The 14,410-nt window shown below is 51.8% G+C and carries 12 protein-coding genes; all 12 read left to right on the top strand.

Annotated features, from left to right (window positions below):
• Positions 1-966, top strand: a complete 966-nt coding sequence (locus KQJ18_RS06260; RefSeq protein ID WP_216421668.1) for a GDP-L-fucose synthase — start codon at positions 1-3, stop codon at positions 964-966.
• A gap of 2 nt (positions 967-968) precedes the next feature.
• Positions 969-1,448, top strand: coding sequence for a GDP-mannose mannosyl hydrolase (locus KQJ18_RS06265; protein WP_069323495.1), 480 nt, complete (start codon positions 969-971; stop codon positions 1,446-1,448).
• A complete protein-coding gene (gene wcaI / locus KQJ18_RS06270; RefSeq protein ID WP_216421669.1) occupies positions 1,445-2,671 on the top strand; it encodes a colanic acid biosynthesis fucosyltransferase WcaI in 1,227 nt (408 codons plus the stop codon). The genes KQJ18_RS06265 and wcaI overlap by 4 nt, the downstream gene beginning before the upstream one ends.
• Entirely contained in the window at positions 2,671-4,107 is a 1,437-nt protein-coding gene (gene cpsB, locus KQJ18_RS06275) for a mannose-1-phosphate guanyltransferase (protein WP_216421670.1), read from the top strand. Before wcaI ends, cpsB begins: the two co-directional genes overlap by 1 nt.
• Before the next feature lie 130 nt (positions 4,108-4,237).
• Complete coding sequence (gene cpsG, locus KQJ18_RS06280; protein WP_216421671.1) at positions 4,238-5,608, top strand: colanic acid biosynthesis phosphomannomutase CpsG; 1,371 nt, start codon at positions 4,238-4,240, stop codon at positions 5,606-5,608.
• Positions 5,609-5,662: 54 nt separating this feature from the next.
• Positions 5,663-7,057, top strand: a complete 1,395-nt coding sequence (gene wcaJ, locus KQJ18_RS06285; protein WP_216421672.1) for an undecaprenyl-phosphate glucose phosphotransferase — start codon at positions 5,663-5,665, stop codon at positions 7,055-7,057.
• Between the two features lies 1 nt (position 7,058).
• On the top strand, positions 7,059-8,537 hold the full coding sequence (gene wzxC, locus KQJ18_RS06290; RefSeq protein ID WP_216421673.1) for a colanic acid undecaprenyl disphosphate flippase WzxC: 1,479 nt from the start codon (positions 7,059-7,061) through the stop codon (positions 8,535-8,537).
• Between the two features lie 23 nt (positions 8,538-8,560).
• Positions 8,561-9,841, top strand: a complete 1,281-nt coding sequence (gene wcaK, locus KQJ18_RS06295) for a colanic acid biosynthesis pyruvyl transferase WcaK (RefSeq protein ID WP_216421675.1) — start codon at positions 8,561-8,563, stop codon at positions 9,839-9,841.
• On the top strand, positions 9,838-11,058 hold the full coding sequence (wcaL, locus tag KQJ18_RS06300) for a colanic acid biosynthesis glycosyltransferase WcaL (RefSeq protein ID WP_216421677.1): 1,221 nt from the start codon (positions 9,838-9,840) through the stop codon (positions 11,056-11,058). The genes wcaK and wcaL overlap by 4 nt, the downstream gene beginning before the upstream one ends.
• 11 nt (positions 11,059-11,069) lie before the next feature.
• A complete protein-coding gene (gene wcaM, locus KQJ18_RS06305; RefSeq protein ID WP_216421679.1) occupies positions 11,070-12,464 on the top strand; it encodes a colanic acid biosynthesis protein WcaM in 1,395 nt (464 codons plus the stop codon).
• Between the two features lie 165 nt (positions 12,465-12,629).
• A complete protein-coding gene (gene galF, locus KQJ18_RS06310; protein ID WP_087855963.1) occupies positions 12,630-13,523 on the top strand; it encodes a UTP--glucose-1-phosphate uridylyltransferase GalF in 894 nt (297 codons plus the stop codon).
• Between the two features lie 370 nt (positions 13,524-13,893).
• A partial coding sequence (locus KQJ18_RS06315; protein ID WP_216421681.1) for an oligosaccharide flippase family protein occupies positions 13,894-14,410 on the top strand: 517 nt, incomplete at its 3' end.

A 14,410-nucleotide genomic window follows, 5' to 3' on the forward strand; every position in this document is an offset into this window, starting at 1 on the left:
ATGAAGAAACAACGTATTTTTGTGGCGGGCCATCGCGGGATGGTGGGGGCCGCCATCGTAAGACAGCTGGCCCAACGAGATAATGTCGAACTGGTGCTGCGTACCCGAGATGAGCTTAACCTGCTGGATGGAGACGCGGTGCGTCACTTCTTCGCCGCTGAACGTATTGACCAGGTGTACCTGGCGGCGGCAAAAGTGGGTGGGATCGTGGCCAATAACACGTATCCCGCTGATTTTATTTACGAAAATATGATGATTGAGAGCAACATTATTCATGCGGCGCATCTGCATAACGTGAATAAACTGCTGTTTCTCGGATCATCCTGTATTTATCCCAAACATGCTAGCCAGCCAATAGCAGAAAGCGAACTCTTGCAGGGGCAACTGGAGCCGACCAACGAGCCGTATGCGATTGCCAAAATAGCCGGCATCAAGCTGTGTGAATCGTATAACCGTCAGTATGGCCGTGATTATCGCTCGGTGATGCCGACGAATTTGTACGGGCCGCATGACAACTTTCATCCAAGCAATTCGCATGTGATCCCGGCGCTGCTGCGCCGCTTTCACGAAGCCTGCGAGCAAAATGCGCCGGATGTGGTGGTGTGGGGAAGCGGCACGCCGATGCGCGAGTTTCTGCATGTGGATGATATGGCGGCGGCCAGCATCCACGTAATGGAGCTGGCTCATGAAGTCTGGCAGGAATATACCCAGCCGATGCTGTCGCATATCAATGTGGGTACCGGCGTGGACTGCACCATCCGTGAACTGACCCAGACCATTGCCAAGGTAGTGGGTTACAAGGGGCGCGTGGTGTTTGACGCCAGCAAACCGGACGGGACGCCGCGCAAATTACTCGACGTTACGCGTTTGCATCAGTTGGGCTGGTATCACGAGATATCACTTGAGGCAGGGCTTGCCAGCACCTGGCAGTGGTTCCTTGAAAACCAGCAGCGTTATCGGGGGTAAGCATGTTTTTACGTCATGAGGATTTTGCCACCGTCGTACGTTCAACCCCGCTGATTTCTATCGACTTGATCGTGGAAAACGCCGAGGGAGAGTTTCTGCTCGGTAAGCGTCTCAATCGTCCGGCGCAGGGCTACTGGTTCGTTCCCGGCGGTCGTGTGCAAAAAGATGAATCGCTACATGCGGCTTTTGAACGGCTGACTGAAGCTGAGTTGGGGTTGCGTCTACCGCTGTCCGCCGCTGAGTTTTATGGTGTCTGGCAGCACTTCTATGACGACAATTTTTCCGGGGATGATTTCTCAACGCATTACATCGTGCTGGGATTTCGTCTGCGCGTATCAGAAAACGACCTGCAACTGCCTGATGCACAACATGATGCCTACCGCTGGCTGGCGGCGACAGATATTCAGGCCAGTGACAGCGTACACGCCAACAGCCGGGCTTACTTCTGCCAGGCAAGCCAGAGCGGAGTACCTGGGCTATGAGGATCCTGGTGTATGGCATTAACTACTCGCCGGAGCTGACCGGTATCGGCAAGTACACCGGTGAAATGGTGGAGTGGATGGCGCAACAAGGTCATGACGTGCGGGTGATCACCGCACCACCTTATTATCCGCAATGGAAAGTTAATGGTCGCTATTCATCCTGGCGCTATCGTCGCGAGGAGGGGGATGCCACCGTCTGGCGTTGTCCGCTGTATGTGCCTGAGCAACCCTCAACGCTCAAGCGTCTGCTGCATTTGGGCAGTTTCGCCCTGAGCAGTTTCTTCCCGCTGCTGGCGCAACGTCGCTGGAAGCCGGATCGCATCATCGGCGTGGTGCCGACGCTGTTTTGTACGCCGGGGATGCGCTTGCTGGCAAAACTCAGCGGCGCGCGCACGCTGCTGCACATTCAGGATTATGAAGTCGATGCCATGTTGGGACTTGGCATGGCAGGCAAAGGCAAGCGCGGTATGGTGGCGAAATTGGCCAGCGTGTTTGAACGCAGTGGTTTGCACAACGTGGACAATATTTCGACGATTTCCCGTTCCATGATGCGCAAAGCCATGGAAAAAGGCGTTGCGCCACGCAAGGTTATTTTCTTTCCTAACTGGTCGGAAGTGGCGCGCTTTCGTGACGTGACCGAAGCCGATGCTTTGGCGTTGCGCCAGAAACTGGGATTGCCCGCGGATCAAAAAATCATTCTCTACTCGGGCAATATCGGTGAAAAGCAGGGGCTTGAGTGCGTCATCGACGCGGCGGCCCAATTGAGTGAGCAACCCTGGCTGTTTGCGATCGTCGGGCAGGGCGGGGGCAAAGCGCGACTGGAGACCATGGTCAGCGAACGCGACCTGCGCAACGTAATGTTCTTTCCGCTGCAATCTTATGAAGCGCTGCCTGCGCTGCTCAAGCTCGCGGACTGTCATCTGGTCGTACAAAAGCGTGGTGCGGCGGATGCAGTACTGCCGTCCAAACTGACTAATATCCTCGCCGTTGGCGGTAACGCGGTGATTACCGCTGAGCCTGAGACCGAATTGGGTCAGTTGTGTGACGCTCATCCTGGCATCGCGGTGTGTGTCGAGCCGGAATCAGTCAATGCGCTGGTTGGCGGGATTCAACAGGCGCTAACCATGCCAAAAGTTAACACGGTGGCACGTGAGTATGCCGAACGCACGTTGGATAAAGAAAACGTGCTGAATCAATTTATTGCTGATATTCGGGGTACATGATGAGTCAAAACAAACTCTTTCCGGTAGTCATGGCCGGTGGCTCGGGTAGTCGTTTATGGCCGCTGTCCCGCGTACTGTATCCAAAGCAGTTCCTGTGTCTGAAAGGCGATCTCACCATGTTGCAGACGACGATTTGCCGTCTGAACGGTGTGGAGTGCGAAAGCCCGGTTGTTATCTGTAATGAACAACACCGTTTTATCGTTGCGGAACAGTTACGGCAACTGCACAAACTGACCGAGAACATTATTCTCGAACCAGCCGGACGCAACACTGCGCCAGCCATAGCGCTGGCTGCGCTGGCGGCAAAACGTCAGTGTCCGGGTGGCGATCCGCTGCTACTGGTGCTGGCGGCCGATCATATGATTGCCGACGAAGAGGCATTTCGCGAAGCGGTTCGCAATGCGATGCCGTATGCCAGTGCGGGTAAGCTGGTGACGTTTGGTATCGTCCCGGACCAACCGGAGACTGGCTACGGCTATATCCGTCGAGGCGAGGTTTCACCGTCGAATACTGACGCGGTGGCTTTTGAGGTGGCGCAGTTTGTTGAAAAACCCAATCTGGAAACCGCACAGGCGTATGTGGCAAGCGGCGACTACTACTGGAACAGCGGGATGTTCCTGTTCCGGGCAGGCCGTTACCTGGAAGAATTGAAAAAGTATCGTCCCGATATTCTTGAGGCCTGCGAAAACGCCATGAGCACCGTCGACCCCGATCTCGATTTTATTCGCGTTGATGAACAGGCGTTTCTCGCCTGCCCGGAAGAGTCTGTGGACTATGCGGTAATGGAACGTACGGCCGATGCGGTGGTGATGCCTATGAATGCAGGCTGGAGCGATGTCGGCTCCTGGTCATCATTGTGGGAAATCAGCGCCCATACTGCTGAAGGTAATGTGCATCACGGCGATGTCATTAGCCACAAAACGGAAAACAGCTACGTCTATGCCGAATCCGGGTTGGTGACGACCGTCGGGGTGAAAGATCTGGTGGTGGTGCAGACCAAAGACGCGGTACTGATTGCCGATCGCAACGCGGTACAGGATGTCAAAAAAGTGGTGGAGAAAATTAAAGCTGACGGGCGCCATGAGCACCACATTCACCGCGAAGTTTATCGTCCGTGGGGCAAATATGACTCCATTGATGCCGGAGACCGTTACCAGGTCAAGCGAATTACCGTCAAGCCTGGCGAGGGATTGTCCGTGCAGATGCATCATCATCGGGCTGAGCACTGGGTTGTGGTTGCAGGTACCGCGAAAGTGACAATTAATGATGATATCAAACTGCTCGCTGAAAACGAGTCTGTCTATATTCCGCTGGGAGCGACCCACTGTCTGGAAAACCCCGGAAAAATCCCGCTCGATCTGATTGAAGTACGCTCCGGATCTTACCTCGATGAGGATGATGTGGTGCGGTTTGCGGACAGATACGGGCGCGCCTGATGCCGGATGCGCTTATCCGGCCTGCAACAGCGTAGGCTCGGTAAGGGAAGCGCACCGGGCAATGCATTAACACTTATTAAAAAGGCTCATTAAGAGTCAGGGCCTCCTGTTGCCTGAAAAAGGGTAAATCATGACAAAACTGACCTGTTTTAAAGCGTATGACATCCGCGGCCGACTGGGCGAAGAGTTAAATGAACAGATTGCGTGGCGTATTGGCCGCGCTTACGGCGAGTTTCTGCAGCCGAAAACCATCGTCCTCGGCGGCGATGTTCGCCTGACCAGCGAGGCGCTGAAGCTGGCACTGGCGAAAGGCCTGCAGGATGCAGGGGTGGATGTGCTGGATATTGGCATGTCGGGCACCGAAGAGATTTATTTCGCCACTTTCCATCTTGGCATTGATGGCGGCATTGAAGTGACCGCCAGCCATAATCCGCTGGATTACAACGGCATGAAGCTGGTGCGCGAAGGGGCACGGCCCATCAGCGGCGATACCGGTCTGCGCGACGTGCAGCGGCTGGCGGAAGCGAATGACTTCCCGGCGGTTGATGAGAGCAGACGTGGCCGCTACCAGCGGATTAATCCTCGCGATGCCTACATTGACCACCTGCTGGGTTATATCAATCCCGGCAACCTGAAACCGATGAAGCTGGTGCTCAATTCCGGTAACGGCGCGGCAGGCCCGGTGGTGGATGCCATTGAAGCCCGTTTTAAGGCGCTGGGCGTGCCGGTCGAGTTCATCAAAATTCACAACACGCCGGATGGCAATTTCCCCAACGGTATTCCCAATCCTCTGCTGCCGGAGTGTAGGGCAGACACGCGTAACGCGGTGATTGCACACGGTGCGGATATGGGGATTGCCTTTGACGGGGATTTTGACCGCTGCTTCCTGTTTGATGAAAAAGGCCAGTTTATAGAAGGGTACTACATTGTCGGTCTGCTGGCGGAAGCGTTTCTGGAGAAGAATCCGGGGGCGAAAATTATCCACGACCCGCGCCTGTCCTGGAACACCGTGGATGTGGTGACGGCGGCAGGCGGTAAACCGGTGATGTCAAAAACCGGACACGCGTTTATCAAAGAGCGGATGCGCCATGAAGATGCCATTTACGGCGGCGAGATGAGCGCGCATCACTATTTCCGCGATTTTGCGTACTGCGACAGCGGGATGATCCCGTGGCTGCTGGTGGCGGAGCTGCTGTGTCTGAAAGGACAGTCGCTGGGCGAACTGGTCCGTGACCGGATGGCGGCATACCCGGCGAGTGGAGAAATAAACAGCACGCTGGCGGAGCCGACGGCAGCGATAGCGCGGGTGGAGCAGCACTTTTCCCGGGAAGCGCTGACGGTGGACAGAACGGATGGCATCAGCATGTCGTTTGTCGACTGGCGCTTCAATTTACGCTCTTCCAATACCGAACCGGTGGTGCGCCTGAACGTGGAATCGCGCGGAGATATCCCGTTGATGGAAGCGCGAACGCGCACTCTTCTGGCGTTGCTGAATCAGTAATGCCGGTGCTTCCTTTGCCCGGTTATGGGCCAAAGGCGACTAACAGGAACCACGATGACACATCTAAAGAAGCGCGAACGCGCCAAAACCAATGCGTCGTTAATTTCGATGGTGCAACGTTTTTCGGATATCACCATCATGTTTGGCGGGCTATGGGTAATCTGCGAATTAAGCGGTTTGCCTTTCCTGTACATGCACCTGCTGGTGGCGTTGATCACGCTGGTGGTTTTTCAGATGCTCGGCGGGATAACGGATTTTTATCGCTCATGGCGCGGCGTCAAAATATCCACTGAGCTGGTGCTGTTGCTGCAAAACTGGACGTTGAGCCTGATTTTTAGCGCAGGTTTAATTGCCTTTAATAACGATTTCGATAACCGTCTTGCGGTCTGGCTGGCGTGGTATCTGCTGTCAAGCGTGGGTCTGGTGTTGAGCCGTTCGTTTATTCGCTACGGTGCGGGATGGCTGCGTAATCGCGGTTACAACACCCGCCGGGTAGCGGTGGCAGGTAACCTGCCCGCCGGGCAAATGCTACTGGACAGCTTTCGCCATGAACCGTGGCTGGGGTTTGAAGTAGCCGGTGTCTATCACGATCCTGTTCCAGGGAAAAACTCCCGCGACTGGGCCGGGAATTTGCAACAACTGGTGGATGACGCTAAAGCTTCACGCATTCATAACGTCTATATCGCCATGTCGATGAACGATGGTGCCAGTGTGAAAAAACTGGTGCGCGATCTGGCCGACACGACCTGCTCAGTGATCCTCATCCCCGATGTCTTTACCTTCAACATCCTGCATTCACGGATTGAAGAGATGAACGGTGTTCCGGTGGTGCCGCTGTATGACACGCCGCTCTCGGGCATTAACCGTCTGTTGAAGCGTGTGGAAGATATCGTGCTGGCCTCGCTGATCCTGCTGCTGATTTCCCCGGTGCTGTGTGGCATTGCGTTACTGGTGAAACTGACCTCAAAAGGACCGGTAATTTTCCGCCAGACCCGTTACGGCATGGATGGGAAGCCGATCAAAGTCTGGAAGTTTCGTTCAATGAAAGTGATGGAAAACGACGCGGTGGTGACGCAGGCGACGCAAAACGACCCACGCGTGACGCCGGTGGGGAATTTTCTGCGCCGGACGTCGCTGGATGAGTTACCGCAGTTTATTAACGTGCTGACGGGAGGGATGTCTATCGTCGGGCCACGTCCGCACGCGGTGGCGCATAACGAACAGTACCGCCAACTGATTGAGGGTTACATGTTACGTCATAAGGTGAAGCCGGGCATTACCGGTTGGGCGCAAATCAACGGCTGGCGGGGGGAAACCGATACGCTGGAAAAAATGGAAAAACGTGTGGAATTTGACCTCGAATATATTCGTGAGTGGAGCTTATGGTTCGATATCAAAATTGTTTTTCTGACGATATTTAAAGGCTTTGTGAACAAAGCGGCGTATTAACATGAGTTTACGAGAAAAAACGCTGAATGGCGCGAAGTGGTCGGCAATTGCCACGGTGATCATTATTGGCCTCGGACTTATCCAGATGACCGTCCTGGCGCGGATTATTGATAATCACCAGTTCGGGTTGTTAACCGTGGCGCTGGTGATCATTGCCCTGGCCGACACGTTGTCTGACTTTGGCATTGCCAACTCCATTATTCAGCGCAAAGAGATTGGCTACCTTGAACTGACCACCTTGTACTGGCTCAATGTCGGACTCGGTATTGTGGTATGCGTGACGATGTTTCTGCTTAGCGAGACAATTGCCAGCGTACTCAATAACCCCGAACTGGCTCCGCTCATCAAAACGTTATCACTGGCGTTTGTGGTGATACCGCACGGCCAGCAGTTTCGCGCGCTGATGCAAAAAGAACTGGCCTTTAACAAAATCGGCATGATTGAGACCAGTTCGGTGCTGGCCGGCTTTACCTTTACCGTGGTGAGCGCCCATTTCTGGCCGCTCGCGCTGACGGCTATTCTTGGGTATCTGGTGAACAGTACACTACGTACGCTGCTGTTCGGCTATTTTGGTCGCCAGATTTACCGTCCGGGACTGCATTTCTCGCTGGCTTCTGTTTCGTCAAACCTACGTTTCGGCGCATGGCTGACGGCGGATAGCATTATTAATTATATCAATACCAATCTTTCTACGCTGGTGCTGGCCAGAACGTTGGGGGCAAGCGTCGCGGGGGGATTCAATCTTGCCTGGAACGTGGCGGTTGTACCGCCAATCAAACTGAACCCGATCATTACCCGCGTTCTGTTTCCGGCGTTTGCCAAAATTCAGGACGACAGCGAAAAATTGCGGGTGAATTTTTACAAACTACTGTCGGTGGTCGGGATCATCAATTTTCCGGCGCTGCTGGGATTAATGGTGGTATCGAACAATCTGGTGCCGCTGGTATTTGGCGAGAAGTGGAACGGTATTGTCCCCGTCCTGCAATTGTTGTGCATTGTCGGGCTACTGCGCTCTGTCGGGAATCCGATCGGTTCACTGCTGATGGCGAAGGCGCGGGTTGATATCAGCTTCAAATTCAATGTGTTCAAAACCTTTCTGTTTATTCCGGCCATTTTCATCGGTGGACATCTGGCGGGGGCGACAGGAGTGACGCTGGGCTTTTTGCTGGTTCAGGTGATTAACACCATCCTCAGTTATTTCGTGATGATCAAACCTGTTCTGGGTTCCAGCTACCGTCAGTATATGCTCAGTCTGTGGCTACCGTTGTATCTCTCCTTGCCAACCGTTGTTGTGAGCTATGCGCTGGGTTTTACCCTGCGCAACCAACTGCCGTTAAGCGCGGTGCTGGGGTTGCAAATCGCGGCGGGAACGCTGGCGTTTACGGTGATGATTGTGCTGTCGCGCCACCCGCTGATGGTGGAAATAAAACGCCAGCTCTGTCGCAGTGAAAAAATGAAAACCTTGCTCCGTGCAGGATAAGAACAACGCTTTAAGAGGTCATAATGAAACTATTAATTTTGGGCAACCATACCTGCGGGAACCGAGGGGATAGCGCTATTCTGCGCGGTTTGCTGGATGCCATTAACGCGCAGCGTCCCGAGACTGAAGTCGATGTTATGAGCCGCTACCCGGTAAGCTCCTCATGGTTACTCAATCGTCCGGTGATGGGCGATCCGTTATATTCGCAGATGAAGCAACACAACAACGCCGCGGGCGTGATGGGTCGGGTGAAGAAAGTCTTGCGCCGTCGCTATCAGCACCAGGTGCTGCTCTCGCGCGTCACCGACACCGGTAATCTGCGCAACATCGCTATCGCCCAGGGATTTACCGATTTTGTCCGTCTGTTGTCGCGCTATGACGCCATCATCCAGGTTGGCGGATCGTTTTTTGTTGATTTGTATGGCGTGCCGCAGTTCGAACATGCCCTGTGTTCATTTATGGCGAAAAAACCGCTGTACATGATTGGGCACAGCGTGGGGCCATTCCAGGATGAGCAGTTTAATCAACTGGCAAACTACGTTTTTGGCCACTGTAACGCGCTGATTTTGCGCGAATCCGTCAGTCTGGAACTAATGAAACGCAGCGCAATAACCACGGAAAAGGTAGAGGCAGGCGTGGATACCGCCTGGCTGGTCGACAATCATCATGAGGATTTTGAGCCAGGCTATGCCGTACAGCACTGGTTGCAAATGGTGGCAAAGCAGAAGACTGTGGCCATTACTTTGCGTGAGCTGGCGCCCTTTGATAAGCGTCTGGGGACGACGCAACAGGCTTATGAACAAGCCTTTGCCGGGGTAGTGAACCGCATTCTCGATGAAGGGTACCAGGTGATAGCGTTGTCAACCTGTACCGGTATCGATAGTTACAACAAAGATGACCGTATGGTGGCGTTGAACCTGCGTCAGCATATTAACGACCCGGCCCGTTATCATGTGGTAATGGATGAACTCAACGACCTTGAGATGGGAAAAATTCTCGGGGCATGCGACCTGACGGTGGGCACTCGCCTGCACTCAGCCATCATCTCGATGAATTTTATGACGCCCGCCATCGCCATTAACTATGAGCATAAATCGGCAGGGATCATGCAGCAACTGGGGCTACCGGAGATGGCCGTCGATATTCGCCATTTGCTGGATGGCAGCCTTGAGGGCAAAGTCGCCGATATTCTCGGACAGCTCCCTGACCTGAACATACGGGTAGGGGACGCGGTTATGCGTGAACGCGAACGTGGGGTGCGTATGGTGCAGTCGGTATTAACGCGCATTGAGGGGGAAAAATGAAGATTGGTTTTTTCCTGCTTAAATTTCCACTCTCCTCAGAGACCTTCGTATTAAATCAGATCACTGCGTTCATCGATATGGGCTATGAGGTGGAGATTGTCGCGATGCATAAGGGCGATCTTGAAAATACGCATGCCTCATTTAATACCTACCAATTGGGCGACAAAACGCGTTGGTTGCTGAATGAACCGGACGGCAAACTGGCAAAGCTGAAATTCAGGGCGGCGGCTGCATTGCAGGGCATCACCCGCGCAGCCACCTGGAAAGCGCTGAATATCTCTCGCTATGGCGACGAGGCGCGCAATTTGATTTTGGCGGCTATTTGCGGTGGGAATCCGCAGGCATTTCAGGCGGATGTCTTTATTGCGCACTTTGGCCCGGCAGGCGTGACGGCTGCCAAACTGCGTGAGCTTGGAATGATCCGCGGGAAAATAGCCACGGTATTTCATGGGGTTGATGTTTCGCACCGGGATGTATTGGCCCGCTATACCCCCGAATATCAGCAGCTGTTTCAGCGCGGTGACTTGATGCTGCCCATCAGCAATCTCTGGGCCGGACGTTTAAAAAACATGGGATGTCCGCCGCAGAAAATTGCCGTCTCGCGTATGGGAATCGATATGACGCGCTTTACCCCGCGCCAACTGAAATCGCTAGCCGCGCCGTTGGAGATTATTTCTGTCGCGCGCTTAACCGAGAAAAAAGGGCTGCACGTCGCTATCGAAGCCTGCCGGCAGTTGAAAGAGCAGGGCGTCTTATTTCGCTATCGCATTCTTGGCATTGGTCCCTGGGAACGTCGTCTGCGGACGCTGATCGAACAATACCAACTCGATGATGTGATTGAGATGCCTGGCTTTAAACCCAGTCATCAGGTGAAGGAGATGCTTGAGCAAGCAGATGTATTTCTGCTGCCTTCGATTACCGGCAGGGATGGCGATATGGAGGGGATCCCGGTAGCGCTGATGGAGGCGATGGCGGTGGGGATCCCGGTCATTTCGACGGTTCACAGCGGGATCCCTGAGCTGGTGGAGTCGGGTAAATCTGGCTGGCTGGCACCGGAAAACGATGCCCAGGCGTTGGCTGAACGGTTAGCGGCATTCAGCCTGCTCGAAAGTGAACAGGTGCAGCCGATTGTGCAATGCGCGCGAGAAAAAATTGAAGCTGAATTTAATCAGTTAGCGATCAATAAACAGTTAGCCAGCCTGCTGCAAACGATGTAAATCGAGGTTGTATGTCAGAGAAAAAACTCTCACGTCGTAGTTTTCTGGCGGCAGGCTCTGCGCTTGTCGTGCTGCACTCTCCCATTAGCCGGGCGCTTGAATCATCTGGCAGCGTCAATATTCAGGATTACAACCCAAAGGATTGGGTCGCATCTTTCAGGCAGGCATTCACGGAAGGGCAAACGGTAGTCGTACCCGAAGGGCTGGAATGTAAGAATATCAATACCGCGATTGTTATTCCGCCAGGCAAAACGCTATCGGTGCAAGGCCGTATAAGCGGCAATGGGCGTGGGCGCTTTGTTCTGCAGGATGGATGCAAGGTCATGGGCGAGCAGGGCGGTAGCCTGAGGAACGTTACTCTCGATGTGCGGGGTTCGGACTGCGTGATAAAAGGGATTGCCATGAGTGGTTTTGCTCCGGTGACGCAAATCTACATTGGCGGCAAAACCTCAAGGCTGATGCGCAATCTGACGATCGATGATATTACCGTTACGCGCGCTAACTATGGGATCCTGCGTCAGGGCTTTCATAACCGCATGGATGGCGTAAAGATCACGAACAGCCGTTTCAGCGATTTGCAGGGTGACGCTATCGAGTGGAATGTGGCGATAAATGACAGCAATATCCTCATTTCTGATCATGTTATCGAGCGTATCAACTGTACTAACGGCAATGTGAACTGGGGTATCGGTATCGGGCTGGCGGGGAGTACTTATGACAATAGCTATCCCGAGGAACTGGCGGTAAAAAACTTTGTGGTGGCGAACATCACCGGTTCCGACTGCCGACAGTTAGTCCATGTGGAGAACGGCAAACATTTTGTCATTCGTAATATTACCGCGCGAAATATCACTCCGGATTTCAGTAAGAAAGCGGGCATTGATAATGCAACGGTCGCGATTTATGGGTGTGATAATTTCGTTATTGATAATATCAATATGGAGAATAGCGCCGGTATGCTCATTGGCTATGGCGTCATCAAAGGACGATATTTATCCATTCCGCAAAACTTTAAATTAAATAATATTCATCTGGATAACTCAAAACTGGAATACAAATTACGCGGCATTCAGATATCCTCGGGCAATGCCACGTCATTTGTGGCCATCACTAATGTGGCGATGAAGCGCGCCGCGCTGGAGTTGCACAACCAACCGCAACACCTTTTCTTACGTAACATCAAGGTTATGCAGCAATCCACAACGGGACCCGCGCTAAAGATGCATTTTGATCTTCGCCAGGATGTACGCGGAAAATTTATGGCTAAACAGGATACCTTGCTATCACTGGCGAATATCCATGCGGTAAACGAAACCGGGCAAAGTTCAGTTGACATTGACCGCATAAACCATCAGGTGGTTAATGTTGAAGCGGTGAATTTCCGACTACCGGGACAGGGGAGGTAACTTTGCGACCATTCCTGGCTCGAATTGAACCTACTTGAGCTTAAGATTACTGCATTCCGCAGATAAGCGGCGTAACATGCGCTGTATCGGTGAAATGTAATTCATACTGGCTAAAACAAGCTAAAAAGCTATAATTCAGCAACAATTGAATAGGTGAATGACTTAATGACTAATTTGAAAGCAGTTATTCCGGTAGCGGGCCTCGGGATGCACATGTTGCCTGCCACGAAGGCAATCCCTAAAGAGATGCTGCCGATCGTAGACAAGCCGATGATTCAATACATTGTCGACGAGATTGTAGCTGCTGGCATTAAAGAAATCGTTCTGGTAACGCATGCGTCAAAGAATGCAGTAGAAAACCACTTCGATACATCTTATGAACTCGAATCGTTGCTTGAGCAGCGCGTCAAGCGCCAGTTGCTGGCTGAAGTGCAGTCCATCTGTCCTCCCGGCGTGACTATCATGAACGTTCGCCAGGCGCAATTACTCGGTCTTGGTCATTCAATTCTTTGTGCTCGCCCAATTATCGGGGACAACCCGTTCGTCGTCGTATTACCGGACGTCGTTCTGGATACCGCAAGTGCGGACCCTCTGCGCTACAATCTGGCTGCCATGGTTGCTCGTTTTAATGAAACCGGGCGCAGTCAGGTGCTGGCTAAGCGTATGGATGGCGATCTGTCCGAGTATTCCGTTATTCAGACCAAAGAGCCTTTGGACAACGAAGGTAAAGTCAGCCGTATCATTGAATTCATTGAGAAACCAGATCAGCCGCAAACGCTGGATTCCGATCTGATGGCGGTAGGGCGCTATGTGCTTTCGGCTGATATTTGGGCTGAATTAGAGCATACACAACCTGGCGCGTGGGGACGTATTCAGTTAACAGATGCGATTGCAGAACTGGCGAAAAAACAGTCTGTCGATGCCATGTTAATGACGGGCGACAGTTACGACTGCGGTAAAAAAATGGGTTATATGCAGGCGTTCGTTAAGTATGGTTTGCGTAACCTGAAGGAAGGGGCTAAGTTCCGCAAGAGCATCGAAAAGCTACTTAACGAGTAGAGATTCACAGGACTTTGTGACGGTCAGCCAGAAAAAATAGCGGCAGCTAACACCCCAACGCCTATGATTTATGCAGCGGAGTGTTACTGTCGTTTTTCATATTAAAAATAAAGAATTACAACGAGTTAACCTACTAAGTTTAATCTGTTTTTTGTTGGATTTTTTCTTGTTTCTGTAAGCATTTGGTAAGACAATTAGCGTTTGAGTTTCGAGCCATAGTGGCAAGCCAAACCTTAGCATAGTAAATTTTGAGAGCACGCAGTGCACTGGTAGCTGTAAAGCCAGGGGCGGTAGCGTGCCTGTTTAAAATTTAAAATTATTAGTTAGTGATGTCGTTTTCGATTGGTATAAACATCAAATTGAGTTCTTAATGATTAAGTCTGCGGCAAAAATTCTATCTCAGTCTTTAGTAAGACTGTTTTGTTCGATTATCTCTCTAAAAGTTATTGCATTCTATGCAGGCCCTGCAGGAATGCTAATGTATGGGCAATTACAATCATTTATGCAGATATCAAGTACTATTGTATCCTCAGTAACATCTGCAGGAGTGGTAAAATATACCGCATCAAAAGAATATAATGAAAAAATAGTATTAACCACTGCATTTTATATGTCGCTGTTTTATTCTTTGCTGTTATTTTTTATTTTTTATATTGTGTCACATTTTTTTGTAGATTCACTTATTGACAGAAAGTGGATTTATGTATTTCTAATGATTCCTGTTTCGTCTTTTTTCTATTCTGTTACCAATCTAATATTGTCACTATTTAATGGTCGTGCGAATTATAGTCAATATCTATATTATTCAGTAATCAACACCGTGCTGGTGTTTTTTGTGACCATTGTATTAGCATGTGTGTTTTCTATCAACGGTGTGATGTTAGGTA

Source organism: Citrobacter sp. S55_ASV_140, from assembly GCF_018919505.1.
Taxonomy (GTDB): domain Bacteria; phylum Pseudomonadota; class Gammaproteobacteria; order Enterobacterales; family Enterobacteriaceae; genus Citrobacter; species Citrobacter werkmanii.